This window comes from Pseudolabrys sp. (assembly GCF_050250095.1).
GTDB lineage: Bacteria > Pseudomonadota > Alphaproteobacteria > Rhizobiales > Xanthobacteraceae > Pseudolabrys.
Genome location: NZ_JBFWPH010000001.1, coordinates 587,844 through 602,380 on the forward strand (window position 1 = coordinate 587,844; position 14,537 = coordinate 602,380).

A 14,537-nucleotide genomic window follows, 5' to 3' on the forward strand; every position below is an offset into this window, starting at 1 on the left:
CGCGCGAGCGACGACGACGGAAAAGGCCCCGGCCGCCTCGCGGCCGGGGTCGATGTTTTCAGATCAGGAGGCGGGCGGCTTCGGCGCGCGTTTGACGGCGCCATCCGGCTTGCTGCGTTTTGTGCCGGCGGGCCGCACGGAGGCCGCCTCGGCTGTCGCGCGCGGTTTCGCCGGCGTTTTCGGCTTCGCCGGCGTTTCGGACGGCGAGCCAGCCGGGCGGGCAAAGGCGTCGGCGGCGAAGTCGTCGACCGCGATCACTTTCGCAACGGCGTGCTCGAGCGCCGTGAGTTGCGCCACCTCGGCCTCCGACAGCGCGCCGGATTTGGCCGCCTCGCGCCAGTCGCGGATGCCGTCGCGGCGGAGCTTCTGCCGCAGCGGTTCGGCCTCGACCGTCAGCGTGAAGGCGCGTTCGAGCAGGGCGACGCCCTCCGCGCCGAGGTCGATGTCGGCGGTCAGCCGGTCGCGCAACGGCGACGGCGCCATCATCTGTTCGGCCAAGGCGATCGTCAGCCGGTCGGACGGGCCGCGGCGCTGCGGCCCGAGCGGTTGCACGATGACGTTCAGCAGCCAGGCGACCGGACGGTTCGGCAGATTGGAGAACACCTCCATGAAGCGGCGCTCGATGGTGGCGAAGCCGTCGGCCATGCACCACGACAGTACGGCGCGATCGCTCTCCTGACGCCCTTCGTCCTCGTAACGCTTGAGCGCCGCCGACAACAGAAAAAGCTCCGAGAGGATGCCGCCGAGCCGCGCCGACAACAGTTCCTTGCGTTTCAGCGCGCCGCCGAGGGTGAGCAGCGCGAGATCGGCGGTGAGCGCGAAGCCCGCCGCGTAGCGGCCGAGCTGGCGATAATATTTGGTGGCGCGGCCCGCGCCGGCGGGCGCCGGCGACAGCCAGCCGAAGCTCCAGCTCCGCAGCAGCGCGCGGCCGAGCGTCTTCACGCTGTGCCAGACATGGCCCCAGAACGCTTCGTCGAAGGCGGTGAGGCCGCGCTCGGTGTCCTCGTCCTGCAGCGCCATCATCTCGCGCAGCAGGAAGGGATGGCAGCGGATCGCGCCCTGACCGAAGATGATGAGGTTCTGCGTCAGGATGTTCGCGCCTTCGACGGTGATGCCGACCGGAATGGCGCGGTAGAGATTGCCGAGATAGTTGTGCGGGCCGTCGATCACGCCCTTGCCGGCGTGGACGTCCATCGCGTCGGTGACGACCTCGCGCATGCGGTCGGTGGCGTGCGCCTTCATGATGGCGGAGATGACGGCGAGCTTGCGGCCTTCGTCGAGGCCGGCGCAGGTCAGCCGCCGCCCGGCATCGAGGATGTAGGCGGTGCCGGCCTGACGGGCGAGGCGGCGCTGCACGCCCTCGAATTTTCCGATCGGCACGTTGAACTGGTAACGCACCCGCGCATAGGCGCTGGTGGTGCGCAGCGCGAAGGCAGCGCCGGCCGCCGAGAGCGAGGGCAGCGAGATGCCGCGGCCCGCGGCGAGCGCGCTCATCAGCATGCGCCAGCCTTTGCCGGCCTGCGCCGCGCCGCCAATGATGTTGTCGACCGGGATCACGACGTCGTGGCCCTCGTTGGGGCCGTTCTGGAATACCTGATGGGACGGCAGGTGACGCCGGCCGATTTTGATGCCGGGCAAGTCGGTCGGCACCAGCGCGACGGTGATGCCGAGGTCTTCTTCGCCGCCGAGCAGGCGATCGGGGTCGCGCAGCTTGAAGGCAAGGCCCATCACGGTCGCGACGGGTCCGAGCGTGATGTAGCGCTTGCGCCAGTTGAGGCGGATGCCGAGTTGACCATCGCTCTGGCGGATCACCACGCCGTTGTCGATCATCGAGGCGGCGTCGGAGCCGGCTTCCGGCGAGGTGAGGCTGAAGCAGGGCACCTCGCGGCCGTCGGCCAGCCGCGGCAGCCAGGTGGCGCGCTGCGCGTCGGTGCCGAACTGCATCAGCAGTTCGCCGGGGCCCAGCGAGTTCGGCACCATGATGGTGACCGCGCCGGCGATCGAGCGGGTCGAGACCTTGCGCACGACCTCCGAATGCGCGGTGGCGGAAAAGCCGAGGCCGCCGTGCTCCTTCGGGATGATCATGCCGAAGAACTTGTGGCGCTTGATGAAGGCCCAGGCTTCGCTCGGCAGGTCGCCCAGTTCCCAGTTGATGCGCCAGTCGTCGAGCATGGCGCACAGCTCTTCGACCGGGCCGGCGAGGAAGGCCTGTTCCTCGGCGGAGAGCTTCGCCTGCGGCGTCGCGCGCAGGCGGTACCAGTCCGGGTTGCCGGCGAACAATTCGGCGTCCCACCAGACGTCGCCGGCTTCCAGCGCCTCGCGTTCGGTTTCGGAGATGTCCGGCAACACGGTGCGCGCCCAGCGGAAGATCGGGCGGGTCAGCGTGTCGCGGCGCCAGGATTGCGCCATCTCGATGTCCTCCCGGAACGGGCGTCAAAGAAGCGCCGCCGTGAATCGACGGCTGACTATGGCAAGTTTGCCGTGAACCTGCCAAGTTGGCGGCTATCACATTCATGCAAGGCCAGCGGGCAAAACGCCGCTGAGACGTTCCGGCTGTCATGTTCGTCACGTTTTTCCATGAGTTGAAGGCCGCCGGCGTTCCCGTGACGCTGCGCGAATATCTCACCCTCATGGAGGCGATGGACAAGGACCTCGCCTCGCGGCGGGTGGAGGACTTCTATTACCTGTCGCGCGCCGCGCTGGTGAAGGACGAGCGCAACCTCGACAAGTTCGACCGGGTGTTCGGCCACGTCTTCAAGGGGCTGGAGCTTGTCTCCGAAGGCATCGAGGCGGAAATCCCGGCCGAGTGGCTGAAGAAGCTCGCCGAGAAATATCTGACCGAGGAAGAAAAGCAGCAGATCCAGGCGCTCGGCGGTCTCGACAAGCTGATGGAAACGCTGAAGCAGCGGCTCGCCGAGCAGAAGGGCCGCCATCAGGGCGGTTCGAAATGGATCGGCACCGGCGGCACATCTCCCTTTGGTAACGCCGGCTACAATCCGGAAGGCGTCCGCATTGGCGGCGAGAGCACGCATCGCCGCGCGGTGAAGGTCTGGGACAAGCGCGAGTTCAAGGATCTCGACGACGAGGTCGAACTGGGCACGCGCAACATCAAGGTGGCGTTGCGCCGCCTGCGCAAGTTCGCGCGCACCGGCGCGCCGGACGAACTCGATCTCGACGGCACAATCAAGGGCACCGCGCACAAGGGCTATCTCGACATCCTGATGCGGCCCGAGCGGCATAATGCGGTGAAGGTGCTGTTGTTCTTCGACATCGGCGGCTCGATGGACTGGCACATCAAGGCGACCGAGGAACTGTTCTCCGCCGCGCGCTCCGAGTTCAAGCACATGGAGCATTTCTACTTCCACAACTGCCTCTATGAGCGGGTGTGGAAGGAGAACAGCCGCCGCTTCCAGCAGACGACGCCGACCTGGGACGTGCTGCACAAGTATCCGCACGACTACAAGGTGGTGTTCGTCGGCGATGCGTCGATGTCGCCCTACGAGATCGCGGTGAACGGCGGCTCGGTCGAGCACTACAACGAGGAAGCGGGGCAGGTGTGGATCGACCGCGTGACGCGCACCTATCCGGCCTGCGTCTGGCTCAACCCGGTGCCGGAGAAGGAGTGGGCCTACACCCAGTCGATCGGCATGATGCGGCAGCTGATGGGCGGGCGGATGTATCCGCTGACGCTGGACGGGCTGGACAGGGCGATGCGGGAGCTGGTGAGGTGAAGGTGCGGCTAAAGATTTCAGATTTTGAGAGTTTTGATGATGTGTTTGGTGATTTAGGGCTGAAGGTTGGTCCACGAACTGGTTCAAACAAAAGAACTAAAGAGCAAAAAGAATGGTATGTCGTCCGCCGCTTTTTGAAGGAGGCAATTAGAGAGAAGATAGTTGAGCCTCCTTTCTCTATTGAAAAAGGGCTAGAGCCGCTTCCCGATTTCGTTTTGTCCTATGACGGCTCGTCAACTCTAATTGAGATCACGGAAGCAACGCATCCTGACGATCAAAGGGAGATGACTGAGTTTGAGAGAAGTGATCAAAACTCGATTCTTATAGGCGGTCTGGGCGGGAGATTTTCTGGTGGCCTCGGGAATCCGGGTCATCCTTGGGCCAATGACGTAATCGAGGCAATTGAGCGGAAATCAGAAAAGAGCATATTCGCCCCTAACAAAGAAATCCGACATTTAGTTATCTATCCAAATTCAAATGCGTCGTTTTTCCTATCTAATGCAGCGGATGAGGATGCCGCTTTCAAAATTCTTCTCGCAAAGCTGCATGAGAGGCGCGCGGCATTGCTAAACTTAGTCAATGGGTGCGATGTCCACGTTTTGGGAAAATGGAACTTGTTTTTGCACGTTTTGACCGCTCCTAGCGCGTGTCGGCGCGCGGACAAAACGCTTGCCTGACAGGCGAAGTTACTAAACGAAATCCCAAAGCCGCCCTTCCGAATCTCCTGCGCCTGCCTATATGCTCAGTCTTGTCCGTAACAACAGAAAGGAGGTGATCCAGTGTCTCATTGTCTATCGCCGCGGTCGCCGGCATCCGTGAGCTGGATCCTCGCCTCTCAAGAGGGTTGCCTCTAGCGCACGCCACGCGGGCAACGCCCGCGTCACCGGGCCACGGCCTGACAATGGAAGGGCTGTCCGCGAGGACGGCCCTTCTTGCTTTTCGGATGCGGTGGTGAGGCGACGCGCGATCAGGGATTGGCCGCGCCGTCGGGGGTCGAGCCGTCGCCATCGTCGCGCGCCATCGGACCGTCGCCGGTCACGCCGTAGTCCGATGACTTGGACCCCTGCGGCGCGAAGTCGGTGTAACCTTCCGCCGCGAGGCCGCGCTTGAGCAGCTCGCGAACTGCGGCAGCCCGGCTTGGCATGCGCTGCTTGAAGCGAAAATCATCCAACGCCGCCAGTTCTTCGCCTGACAGCATGATCTGCAACCGCTCGATTCTGTCCTGCATGCGAAGCCACCCCGAACTCGCCCGGATAGCGCAGAGAACGCCCCAACATTCAGTCGGTTCCTTAATCTAGGTCACTTACTCAAAAAACTCAATGAGTGATCTTAACACCTGAGGCGCAAGTTATTCAAAGTAATTCGAAGAGTAAAAATGAATAAAAATCGCTGCGGCAAAATAGATTGCAGAGTTCAGCTTATTTATTTGCGCCTGTATTCTGGAGTCCTAGACTGTATTGATGCAGCAACTATCCCTCAGTTCATTGATGTCCGCGACATGCCCTTCCTGCAGCGGTCGCAGTCGTTTGGTGGGTATCGAACCGCACCCGACGGATCCGGCGATCGATATCTGCACCTATAGCTGCGGGACGTGCGAAGAGGTGTCGACGCAGCTCGCCGACCGGCAAGAGAGCGACGCCGCCGAATAATCGAGCGATCGAGCGGACAAAAAGAAAACCGCCGGGCTTTTGGCCCGGCGGTTTGGTCGTCTTCCGTCCGAGGGCAATCAGGCGGCGTTGGCGGAGCGCAGGGCAGGAGCGGGCTCCTCGGCGCCGCGCTGGCGCTGCAGCGACAGCACCTCGCGCATCAGCCGGGCGAAGTCCTTGCGCGCGGTCTCCAGCGCGCCTTCGACCACGGAACGCTCCAGCTTCTCGCGGCGCAGGGCCGCGGCCATTTCCTCGAGCTGCTGCTCGATGTCGGTGCTGCGCGCCTGCGCCTGCGCTTCGAGATAGGCGACCCGTTCGTTGAGGTTGCCGATCGTCTCCTCGGCGCGGCCGAGCGCGGTTTCCTTGGCGGTGAAAGCCTTGGCGAGCGCGCTCGAGCGCTCGATCAGCGTGGTGCGGGTGCGCTCGAGATCATCGACGTCGGCGTCGCGCTGCTGGCGCTCGGCTTCCGTCTCGGTGAGCCGCGCCGACATCTGCTCGTAGGCCTGCGTCAGCTCGCCGTAGCGGCGGTCGTACTGGCGGATCTCCTCGGAGCGCTGGGCAAGCTGGTCGCGCGCCTCGCCGAGCAGCTTGTCGGCGGAGGCCGCGCGGGACTGCATGGCGTCGAAGCGCAGCTGCTGCGTCGTCAGTTCCGCGGCGTGGCGCTCCTTCAGCTCGTCGACCATCGTGGCGAGCCGCGCGCGCTCGGTGTTGGCTTCCGCGAGGCTGCCTTCGGTGTGGCGCAGGCGGCCCTGCAGCGCGTTGACGGTGTTCTCGGCTTCCGCGAGCCGGCGCGACAGCCGGGCGGCTTCCGCCACCGACTTGTCGAGCGAGGTCTGCAGATTGTGTCGCTCGTCTTCCGACAGCACGAGGCGCTGGCGGGTGTTGTTGACGTCGGTTTCGAGCGCGATGATGCGCTTGTCGGCGCCGGTCAGTCGCTGGTCGAGCCGGTGCGCTTCCTCGCGCGCGGTCTTGGCCTGCGCGGTTTCCTGCTGCAGATCGGCGCCGAGTTCGGCAATCTTGGCCTGCTGCGCGGCGATCTCGGTGACGAGTTCCGCCTTCGCGGTTTCGAGCATGCTCGCCTGATGCTGCGCGGCGATCAGCTCCTGGCGAAGCTCGGAGCAGTCGCGCTCGAAGCCCGCGGCCTTGCGCTCGATCTCGGAGGTTTCGCTCTTGAGCTTGGCGTAGGCGGCGCGGGTGTTGGCGAGAATGGTCTGCAGACCGGCCTTCTCGCTCTTCTCGCTCTCGAAGTCGCGCAGCGCCTTGTTGACCGGGTCGACCAGCTTGCCGACCGCGTCCTTGATGAGATCGAGTTCGGATAGTTTGGTGCTGGCGTTCAGCAGCAGATTGCGCAGCGCCTCGTTCTCGCCGCCGATCTGGGCGCCGAGCGAAGCGAACAGTTCTTCATCGATGTCGAGCGGTGTGTCGGTCTCGGCCGCTTTGCCCGGCTTGTTCGCCGCCGGCGTGCGGGCGAGAAGCCCCCCAAATTTGCTCATCGCAGGTCCTCTGTGCGCCGATCCGCCCGGCCGTAGCGACGCCGAATCACCTACAAAATCACCTTATCCCCAACCTGATTCCGGATGGTTAATGAAGGGTTAACGGCGGCAGGCGTCGCATGTTTTTTTCAATATTATCAATATCTTATCTGTTTACTTTTTCCTTAACGGACGGCGCCCGCGGCGCGCTTTTCGCGTCTCATCGCGGCTGTGAATAACCGCGCGGCTCATCCGCCGGTTTCTCGACTTCGCAAGGCCGCCGCCGCACAACCATGACGCTCTTCGATTTTGATTCCACCGGGAGGTTTTCTCGATGAAACGTTTTGTTGCGATGCTGGCTGCCGCCGTTGCGGTGTTCGTGTTGACGTCGCAGTCCGCCGACGCGCATTGGCGTCACAAGAGAGTGAGCAAGCCCGTCGTCGCGACCGCGATCGGCGCGGGCGTCGTGTCGACGGTGACGTACTGGTCGATCCTCGACTGGAGCTGGCACAAGCACACCAATTCGTACAAGTGGGGCGCCTGGGGCGCGACCACCGCGGGCTGCGTCGCGCTGTCGCCGATCGTCGCGACCGCGCTGAAGAAGGCGCCGCTGACCTATCGCGAAGCGCATGTGCTGGTCGGCTCGTGCATCGTGCCGATCGTCGGCGGCTGGCTGGTCAATGCCGCCTACGACGCCAACCCGCAATGGTTGCCGGACGAGAAGGCGACCCATCGGAAACATCGCCGTCACAAGAAGAAATAAGCGCAAGTCATCGCTTGCGAGAACGGCGCCGGAGACATCCGGCGCCGTTTTTCGTTTTAACGGTCGCGTCTCGCAGGCGCCGCGCAGCGTGCGCCTTCGGGGATCATGCCCTCGCGACGAACAGGCCCTCGACCAGCCAGAACACCCCGTTCGTGTCGGTGACTTCGGGCTTCAGCGCGGCGGCGACGGCGGGCGTCACCTGCACGAGCATCGCGCGGAGCAGCGCCTGCATGGTGCTGTCGTGGCGCGCCGCCCATGACTTGAAATCCATCTTCTTGTCGAGCGTTTCCTCATGCGCCACGGCAAGCCCGTGCGCCTTGAGCGCGTCGCGCCATTCCTGCATATCCCAGGCGCGCAGGTGGCTCGGATCGCGGAAGCGTTCGAAGGCGTTGATGTAGTCGCCGACGGAGCCTGCCGGCACCACGTTATCGACCAGCGCAAAAGTGCCGCCGGGTTTCAGCACGCGGCGTACCTCGTCGAGAAACTGCGCGATCGAGTCGAAGTGGTGCGGCGCGATGCGGCAGGTGACGAGATCGAAGCTCGCGTCCTCGAAGGGCAGGGCCTCCGCCTTGGCGTAGGCGGTGCGGACATTGGCGAGGCCGCGTTTCGCCGCTTCCTCGCGCACCAGCGACAGCATTTCGTCGGTGATGTCGGTCGCCCAGACGCGCGCGACATGCGGCGCAAACGTATAGGCGACGTGGCCGCCGCCGGTGGCGACGTCGAGCACGCTCCAGCCGGGCTGCGGCTTCGTCAGTTCAACGAGCCTCTCGAGACTCTTGCCCTGCGCATGCGGCTTCGAGGTGAGATAGGTCGCGGCGGTCCGGCCGAATTCCTGCTGGACGAGGGTTTTGGTCATGACGTGCTGTCCCTGATTGCGGCGCAATCGATCACAGAACAGCGCTCAGGGCCAGAGCCGAGGCTCAGTTGTCGTCGCGTGTCTCGCGCTGCTTGCCGGCCTCGTCGTCATAGCCGTGCCGGCTCGAATAGAAGGTCAGCGCCATCAGGCCGCAGCCGATCAGCAGCGAAAAGCCGACGCCGGCGCCGAGCGCGACGAGGAGGAAGGTCGGCATCGGGCCTTCGCCGAGATGGACCCAGGTGCTGACGACAAACCAGCCGGCTGCGATGAGCAGGCCGAACAGGGCGGCGATGAGGATCGCGATGCGCATTCCCACACGCGCGTCGTGGCCGGCGCGCTCTTGTCCGAACGCGCGCGCGTGGCGCGCGCTTAACTCACAAGCCTACGGCTTCGCCGTCTCGCTTTCGGCCGCCTTGCCGCGGCGGGCCGCGCGCGGCTCCGGCGCGGCGTCGGTCGAGGCCGGCGGATCGTCGAGCGGGATGCCGCGGCGGAGCGTCGAGCGCAGCGAAGCGACCTCGCTCTGCAGCCGCGAATTGTCCTTGCGGGCGGCTTCGAGCGCGCCTTCGACCACCGCGCGTTCCATGCGCTCGCGCTGCAGCGAGGCGTTCAGGTCCTCGACGCGCTTTTCGATGTTGGTGCGGCTGACCTGGATGTCGGCCTCGAGATGACCGACGCGCTCAGTCAACTGCTGGATCTTTTCCTCGGCGCGGGCGAGCGCGGTTTCGCGCGCCTTCAGCGTCTTGGTCTGCGAGTTGGCGCGTTCGGTCAGCGCCGCGCGCGCCTGCTCGTGCTCCTTGATCTGGCGCTCGCGGGCCTCGTGGCTCGCCTCGATCTGGGCGAGACGCTTCTCGGCGTTGTTGCGGGCGATGGTCGACTCGACAGACTTGCGGTCGAAGGCGCGCACTTCCTCGGTGCGGGCGATCAGGTTCTGCCGCGCCTCGGCGAGCAGCTTCTCGGCGGTGGAGGCGCGCGACGACAGCGCATCGAGCCGCATGTTCAGGCTGTTGCGCTCGCTCTGGTGCTGGTCCTTGGCCTCGTCGAGCGCGGCGGCGAGCCGGCCGCGTTCGGCATAGGCTTCCGCGAAGCTCGACTCGACCTTGCCGAGCTGGGCGCGGGTCGCGGTCAGCGTGTTCTCGGACTCGGTGAGGCGGCGGGTGAGGCGGGCGGTTTCGTTGAGCGCCTGGTCGACCGCGCTCTGCAGCGAACGCTTCTCGTCCTCGAGCAGCGTGACGCGCTCGCGCGAGGCGGCAAGCTCGCCCTCGAGTTCGATGATGCGCTTCTCGGCGGCGTCGAGCTGGTCGGTCAGCGTGCGCTTGTTTTCGGAGAGCGTGCGGCGCTGCGAGGTCTCCTGCGCGAGCTGACGCTCAAGCTCGGCGATCTGCGCATGCTGCGTCGAGATTTCGTTGGACAGTTCGGTGCGGTTGCTTTCGAGGCCGCGCACGTTTTCGCGCGACAGTTCGAGATCTTCGCGCAGGCGCTCGGTCTCGGACTCGAACTGCGTCGCCTTGCGTTCGATCTGGTAGAATTCGGTGCGCAGCGAGTCGTAGGCGGAGCGGCTCTCGCCCAGCATTTCCGACAGCGAGAGGTTCTGCGACTTTTCCTGCTCGAGCGCGCGCAGCGCCTGATTGAACGGCTCGACGATCTTGTCGAAGGCGAACTTCAGATCGTCCAGCTCGCTGATCTTGCGGCCGGTGTCGGAGAGCAGGTTGCGCAGCGACTCGTTGGCTTCGCCGATCCGTGAGCCGACGTCGGAGAAGTTATCCAGCGTCAGGTGATCGCGGTTTCCGTTGGTGTGATTGCCGTTGGCGTGCCCGGACGGCCCGGCCTCGCCGCCTTTGCGGCCGAAAAGGTCGGAAAACTTGCTCATTCGGCTTACTCCTGCACCACGCCACATGCACCGGGATCGGTTCGTTAAGATATTATAAATGATTGTGAATTGGAACAACGCCGGCCGCGCGCGGGGCGCTGACGGCTCTTCAATATGGTTAATTCCGCTTTATGAGCGACACCCAAACCACCGGCGACCTGACCTATACCTACCGGCCCTCGTTACTTGGCGCGCCCTGGCAATTCCGGCTGACCGGCGATGCTCTATTTTGGGACATCGGCCGCCGGTCCGGGCGCGCGGCGTTTCATGACATCAGGCGGGTACGGATGTCATACCGGCCGGTGACGATGCAGAACTACCGCTTCGTCACCGAGGCCTGGCTGGGCGACGGCACGCGGCTCACCGTCGCCTCGACCTCCTGGAAGAGCATGGTCGAGCAGGAGCGGCTCAGCAAACCCTATGTGGATTTCATCCGCGAACTGCACCGGCGGATCGCGGCAAGCGGAGCGTCGGTGTCGTTCGAGACCGGCATGCATCCGCTGCGCTACTGGCCCGGCTTTGTCGTGTTCGCGGGAATGGCGCTGGGTCTTGCGGTGCTGACGGTGCGCGCGCTGCAACTCGCGGCCTGGGGCGGCGCGGCCTTCATCGGCGCGTTCCTCGCGCTGTTCCTGTGGCACGGCGGCAATTACCTGCGCCGGAATCGTCCGAAAACCTACCGGCCCGACGCCCTGCCGGACGATCTGCTTCCCCGATAAGATCGGCGCGCCCTCAACACCGCTCCGGTGCAACCGATGTCTCTCGTCCGGCTTTATTTGCGCGTGCTGGCGACGCTCGGCCCCCAAGCGCGCATGGCGTGGTGCCTCGCGCTCGCCAATCTCGCGCTCGCGGCCTCGCAATTCGCCGAGCCGGTGCTGTTCGGCCGCGTCGTCGACGCATTGACCGCAACGCAGGGCGCGGGTGAGGCGGAAGGATTCGCGAGGTTCGCGCCGCTGCTCGTCTATTGGGCGGGCTTCGGCTTGTTCAACATCCTGTGCGGCACCGTGGTCGCGCTCTACGCGGACCGTCTCGCGCATCTCGAACGCCATCGGGTGCTGTCCGGCTATTTCGAGCATCTGCTGGAATTGCCGCTCGCCTATCACGGCGACGTGCATTCCGGGCGGCTGATGAAGATCATGCTGCAGGGAACGGACTCGCTGTGGGGATTGTGGGTCGGCTTCTTCCGCGATCACCTCGCCGCCTTCGTGTCCTTCTTCGTGCTGCTGCCGTTGTCGCTCGTGATGAACTGGCGGCTCGCGCTCCTGCTGATCGCGCTGTGCGTGGTGTTCGCGGGGCTCACCGCTTTCGTGTTGCGCAAGACCGAACACCTGCAGCAGCAGGTCGAGGAGCATTATTCCGCGCTCGCCGAGCGCGCCTCCGACACGCTCGGCAACATCGCGCTGGTGCATTCCTTCGCGCGCATCGAGCAGGAGGTGGCGGGGCTCAAGCGCGTGATCGACAGCCTGTTGTCGGCGCAGATCCCGGTGCTGTCGTGGTGGGCGGTGGTATCGGTGCTGACGCGCTCGGCGACCACGATCACGCTGCTGGCGATCATCATGCTCGGCGCGTGGCTGAACTTCCGCGGGCAGGCGACGATCGGCGAGATCATTACCTTCATGGGCTTCGCCAGCATGCTGATCCAGCGGCTGCAGGACATGGTGGGCTTCGTCAATCGCGTGTTCTCCGAGGCGCCGCGGCTGCAGGAATTCTTTGCCGTGCTCGACACCGTGCCGGCGGTGCGCGACCGGCCGGACGCGGTGGTAGCGCGTGACGTGCGCGGCGAGGTCGCGTTCCGCGACGTGTCGTTCTCCTATGACGGCAAGCGGCCGGCGCTGACGGAGGTGAGCTTTGCCGCGCAGCCGGGGCAGACGGTGGCGCTGGTCGGGGCGACCGGGGCGGGGAAGTCGACGGCGCTCGCGCTTCTCTACCGCGCCTTCGATCCCCATGACGGCGCGGTGACCATCGACGGCCGCGATATTCGCGACCTGACGCTGACCTCGCTGCGGCGGAATATCGGGGTGGTGTTCCAGGAAGGGCTGCTGTTCAACCGCTCGATTGCCGACAATCTGCGGGTCGGCAAGCCGGACGCGACCGAGGAGGAGATGCGTGTCGCCGCGCGCCGTGCGCAGGCGCTCGATTTCATCGAGCGAACGCCCGGCGGCTTTGCGGCGCGCGTCGGCGAGCGCGGCCGCATGCTGTCCGGCGGCGAGCGGCAACGGCTGTCCATCGCGCGGGCGCTGTTGAAGAACCCGCCGATCCTCATTCTCGACGAGGCGACCAGCGCGCTCGACGCCGCGACCGAGCAGAAGCTGCTCGTCGCGCTCGACGAGGTGATGAAGGACCGCACCACCTTCGTCATCGCGCACCGGCTGGCGACGGTGCGCAAGGCCGACCTCATCGTGATGTTCGACGGCGGGCGAATCGTCGAGAGCGGAAGTTTCGACGCGCTGGTCGCGCGCAACGGCAGCTTTGCGGCGCTGGCGCGTGCGCAATATCTCGCGCCGGAGCAGGCGGATACCGCCGTGCGATAATGTGAGTGCTGCGTTACGCACTTTGCATGCCAAAACTAAAGTCGTAGGCGACGAGTCGTGCCGGCGAAAATATTTTCCGTTCGCCGCGTGCGACGAAACAATTCCATCCTCGAATCCGCGACGCGCGGCATGGTTCGGTGGATCACCGACGTGCAATGACGAATCCGTGACTCCGGCGCGAGCTTCGCTCACCGGATCGTGGATTGAGATCGGGCGAGGGCAGCGCCATGTCTTGCCTCACGCAAGGCAATTGATCCTTGCGAACAAGAACGGAGTTACGACAATGAAGATCCTCACCAAGCTCGCCGTCGCCTCGGTGCTCGCGCTGTCGGCCGCCCCGGCCTTCGCCGCTTCGGCCATCGACAACACCGCGCCGGAGGCCCTGACGCAGCTGGAGCGCAACACCTACCTGTTCACGCCGGATGCGCGCCCCGTCGCGCACGGCGCGCAGCATGCGCAGGTTCGCGCTCATCGCGCGGCCGACGCTTTCGCGCTGGCCCCCGTGAACGAAGGCTACGACCGCAACAGCGTCGAGCGTGCGTTCTGATTTTCCGGAACGCCTGACGAAAGAGGCCGCCGTTCCTCCCCGGCGGCCTCTTTTTTATCGGGAAGCGAGGTGGACGCCGTTATTGCGAATCCGTGCCGCGCACCACCAGCACCGAGCATTTGGCGTAACGCACCACATGGCCGGCATTCGAGCCGAGGAAATAGGTGCGCATCGCGGGGCGGTGCGAACTCATGACGATGAGGTCGGCGTTGAAGCCGTCGGCTTCCTCCAGCACTTCGTGATAGATGCCGCCCTGGCGGACGATGCCGGACACACGGGAGGCGTCGAGCCCGCTCTCACGCACGATGGTCGCGACCGCGTCTTCAGCGGCCTTGCGCTGCTGGACGTCGAAATCCGGCGGGACATATTCGGCGAGCATCACCGGCGTCAGCGCCAGCACGTTGACGATGCGGATCGACCCGCCCGAAATGCGCACCAGCGCCAGCGCAGTATCGATCGCGGGTTTCGCCAGGTTGGTGTCGGACAGGTCGACCGGAACCAGAATGCGCTGATACATGATTGCCCCCTGTGGCTTTCAATCTCAACGGTGTCGTGGCGCGACACACGCCCGCGAGCGGACGTGCCTGCGATTGTCGGTCAGACGGTGCCGGCGAGCAAGCGCGGACTGATGAAACGGTCGAGCCGCGCGCTCTGCGGATGCAGATCGCGCCAGTCCTTGAAGGCGAAATCGAGCACGGCCAACGCCGAGGTCGGGAATTTCTCCTGCAGCTGTTCTCGCGCGTCGATGTCGCCGGTCGCTGTGAGGGCGACCGCGAGTTCGTGCAGGCCGGGGTTATGCCCGACGATCAGCAGGCTCGCGGCGTCGGGATCGGCGGTTTCGACCAGCCGGAACAGGCGCTCGGGGCTTGCATCGTAGATGCGCTCGTCGATCGCGGTGCGCGGCGGCGGCGCGATGCGCGGCGCCATGATGTCCCAGGTCTGCCGCGTCCGCCGCGCCGGCGAGACGAGGACATGGCTCGGCGCCAGTCCGTGGCTCGCGATATAGGCGCCCATCGTGGCGGCGTCGCCGCGGCCGCGGTCGGTCAGTTCGCGGTCGAGATCGGCCTGGCCGGGCGCGGCCCGTTCGGTCTTGGCGTGGCGGAACAGGATGAGGCGGCGCATGGTTC

Annotated in this window: 14 protein-coding genes; 6 read left to right on the top strand and 8 right to left on the bottom strand. The window is 65.1% G+C overall.

The window, feature by feature from the left end:
• Window positions 1-63: 63 nt before the first annotated feature.
• Window positions 64-2,409 (bottom strand): acyl-CoA dehydrogenase, encoded by a 2,346-nt coding sequence (locus tag AB7F10_RS02800; RefSeq protein WP_428557792.1) that lies wholly within the window; start codon window positions 2,407-2,409, stop codon window positions 64-66.
• Window positions 2,410-2,558: 149 nt separating this feature from the next.
• On the opposite strand from AB7F10_RS02800, the gene AB7F10_RS02805 reads away from it, so the two are divergent.
• Both AB7F10_RS02805 and AB7F10_RS02810 read left to right on the top strand, forming a co-directional pair.
• Window positions 2,559-3,731 carry a vWA domain-containing protein gene (locus tag AB7F10_RS02805; RefSeq protein ID WP_428557791.1) on the top strand — a complete coding sequence of 391 codons (1,173 nt, stop codon included), beginning with the start codon at window positions 2,559-2,561 and terminating at the stop codon, window positions 3,729-3,731.
• Window positions 3,728-4,408 carry a hypothetical protein gene (locus AB7F10_RS02810; RefSeq protein WP_428557790.1) on the top strand — a complete coding sequence of 227 codons (681 nt, stop codon included), beginning with the start codon at window positions 3,728-3,730 and terminating at the stop codon, window positions 4,406-4,408. The genes AB7F10_RS02805 and AB7F10_RS02810 overlap by 4 nt, the downstream gene beginning before the upstream one ends.
• 290 nt (window positions 4,409-4,698) lie before the next feature.
• Here AB7F10_RS02810 and AB7F10_RS02815 read toward each other — a convergent pair whose 3' ends face one another.
• Entirely contained in the window at window positions 4,699-4,959 is a 261-nt protein-coding gene (locus AB7F10_RS02815) for a hypothetical protein (RefSeq protein WP_428557789.1), read from the bottom strand.
• Between the two features lie 498 nt (window positions 4,960-5,457).
• The gene (locus AB7F10_RS02820; RefSeq protein ID WP_428557788.1) at window positions 5,458-6,870 is read right to left on the bottom strand and encodes a hypothetical protein; all 1,413 of its coding nucleotides are present in this window, start codon (window positions 6,868-6,870) and stop codon (window positions 5,458-5,460) included.
• A gap of 313 nt (window positions 6,871-7,183) precedes the next feature.
• On the opposite strand from AB7F10_RS02820, the gene AB7F10_RS02825 reads away from it, so the two are divergent.
• A complete protein-coding gene (locus AB7F10_RS02825; RefSeq protein ID WP_428557787.1) occupies window positions 7,184-7,612 on the top strand; it encodes a hypothetical protein in 429 nt (142 codons plus the stop codon).
• A 103-nt stretch (window positions 7,613-7,715) separates the two neighbouring features.
• On the opposite strand, the gene AB7F10_RS02830 is transcribed toward AB7F10_RS02825, so the two are convergent.
• From AB7F10_RS02830 to AB7F10_RS02840, 3 genes are all read right to left on the bottom strand, one after another.
• The gene (locus AB7F10_RS02830; RefSeq protein WP_428557786.1) at window positions 7,716-8,468 is read right to left on the bottom strand and encodes a methyltransferase domain-containing protein; all 753 of its coding nucleotides are present in this window, start codon (window positions 8,466-8,468) and stop codon (window positions 7,716-7,718) included.
• A 64-nt stretch (window positions 8,469-8,532) separates the two neighbouring features.
• A complete protein-coding gene (locus AB7F10_RS02835) occupies window positions 8,533-8,778 on the bottom strand; it encodes a hypothetical protein (protein ID WP_428557785.1) in 246 nt (81 codons plus the stop codon).
• Window positions 8,779-8,850: 72 nt separating this feature from the next.
• A complete protein-coding gene (locus AB7F10_RS02840) occupies window positions 8,851-10,335 on the bottom strand; it encodes a hypothetical protein (protein ID WP_428557784.1) in 1,485 nt (494 codons plus the stop codon).
• Window positions 10,336-10,466: 131 nt separating this feature from the next.
• Between AB7F10_RS02840 and AB7F10_RS02845 the strand changes: the two genes are divergently transcribed.
• From AB7F10_RS02845 to AB7F10_RS02855, 3 genes are all read left to right on the top strand, one after another.
• Window positions 10,467-11,051 carry a hypothetical protein gene (locus tag AB7F10_RS02845; protein ID WP_428557783.1) on the top strand — a complete coding sequence of 195 codons (585 nt, stop codon included), beginning with the start codon at window positions 10,467-10,469 and terminating at the stop codon, window positions 11,049-11,051.
• Window positions 11,052-11,087: 36 nt separating this feature from the next.
• A complete protein-coding gene (locus AB7F10_RS02850) occupies window positions 11,088-12,863 on the top strand; it encodes a glucan ABC transporter ATP-binding protein/ permease (protein ID WP_428557782.1) in 1,776 nt (591 codons plus the stop codon).
• Window positions 12,864-13,146: 283 nt separating this feature from the next.
• Window positions 13,147-13,410, top strand: coding sequence for a hypothetical protein (locus AB7F10_RS02855; protein ID WP_428557781.1), 264 nt, complete (start codon window positions 13,147-13,149; stop codon window positions 13,408-13,410).
• A 79-nt stretch (window positions 13,411-13,489) separates the two neighbouring features.
• On the opposite strand, the gene AB7F10_RS02860 is transcribed toward AB7F10_RS02855, so the two are convergent.
• Both AB7F10_RS02860 and AB7F10_RS02865 read right to left on the bottom strand, forming a co-directional pair.
• Window positions 13,490-13,927, bottom strand: a complete 438-nt coding sequence (locus AB7F10_RS02860) for a universal stress protein (RefSeq protein WP_428557780.1) — start codon at window positions 13,925-13,927, stop codon at window positions 13,490-13,492.
• 80 nt (window positions 13,928-14,007) lie between these two features.
• Window positions 14,008-14,532 (bottom strand): SixA phosphatase family protein, encoded by a 525-nt coding sequence (locus AB7F10_RS02865; protein ID WP_428557779.1) that lies wholly within the window; start codon window positions 14,530-14,532, stop codon window positions 14,008-14,010.
• Between the last annotated feature and the right edge of the window lie 5 nt (window positions 14,533-14,537).

What these genes read in the sequence shown, in the direction of transcription:
- AB7F10_RS02800 (WP_428557792.1), bottom strand. Translation starts at nt 2,409, where the DNA reads ATGGCGCAATCCTGGCGCCGCGACACGCTGACCCGCCCGATCTTCCGC.
- AB7F10_RS02805 (WP_428557791.1), top strand. Translation starts at nt 2,559, where the DNA reads ATGTTCGTCACGTTTTTCCATGAGTTGAAGGCCGCCGGCGTTCCCGTG.
- AB7F10_RS02815 (WP_428557789.1), bottom strand. Translation starts at nt 4,959, where the DNA reads ATGCAGGACAGAATCGAGCGGTTGCAGATCATGCTGTCAGGCGAAGAA.
- AB7F10_RS02820 (WP_428557788.1), bottom strand. Translation starts at nt 6,870, where the DNA reads ATGAGCAAATTTGGGGGGCTTCTCGCCCGCACGCCGGCGGCGAACAAG.
- AB7F10_RS02825 (WP_428557787.1), top strand. Translation starts at nt 7,184, where the DNA reads ATGAAACGTTTTGTTGCGATGCTGGCTGCCGCCGTTGCGGTGTTCGTG.
- AB7F10_RS02830 (WP_428557786.1), bottom strand. Translation starts at nt 8,468, where the DNA reads ATGACCAAAACCCTCGTCCAGCAGGAATTCGGCCGGACCGCCGCGACC.
- AB7F10_RS02835 (WP_428557785.1), bottom strand. Translation starts at nt 8,778, where the DNA reads ATGCGCATCGCGATCCTCATCGCCGCCCTGTTCGGCCTGCTCATCGCA.
- AB7F10_RS02840 (WP_428557784.1), bottom strand. Translation starts at nt 10,335, where the DNA reads ATGAGCAAGTTTTCCGACCTTTTCGGCCGCAAAGGCGGCGAGGCCGGG.
- AB7F10_RS02845 (WP_428557783.1), top strand. Translation starts at nt 10,467, where the DNA reads ATGAGCGACACCCAAACCACCGGCGACCTGACCTATACCTACCGGCCC.
- AB7F10_RS02850 (WP_428557782.1), top strand. Translation starts at nt 11,088, where the DNA reads ATGTCTCTCGTCCGGCTTTATTTGCGCGTGCTGGCGACGCTCGGCCCC.
- AB7F10_RS02855 (WP_428557781.1), top strand. Translation starts at nt 13,147, where the DNA reads ATGAAGATCCTCACCAAGCTCGCCGTCGCCTCGGTGCTCGCGCTGTCG.
- AB7F10_RS02860 (WP_428557780.1), bottom strand. Translation starts at nt 13,927, where the DNA reads ATGTATCAGCGCATTCTGGTTCCGGTCGACCTGTCCGACACCAACCTG.
- AB7F10_RS02865 (WP_428557779.1), bottom strand. Translation starts at nt 14,532, where the DNA reads ATGCGCCGCCTCATCCTGTTCCGCCACGCCAAGACCGAACGGGCCGCG.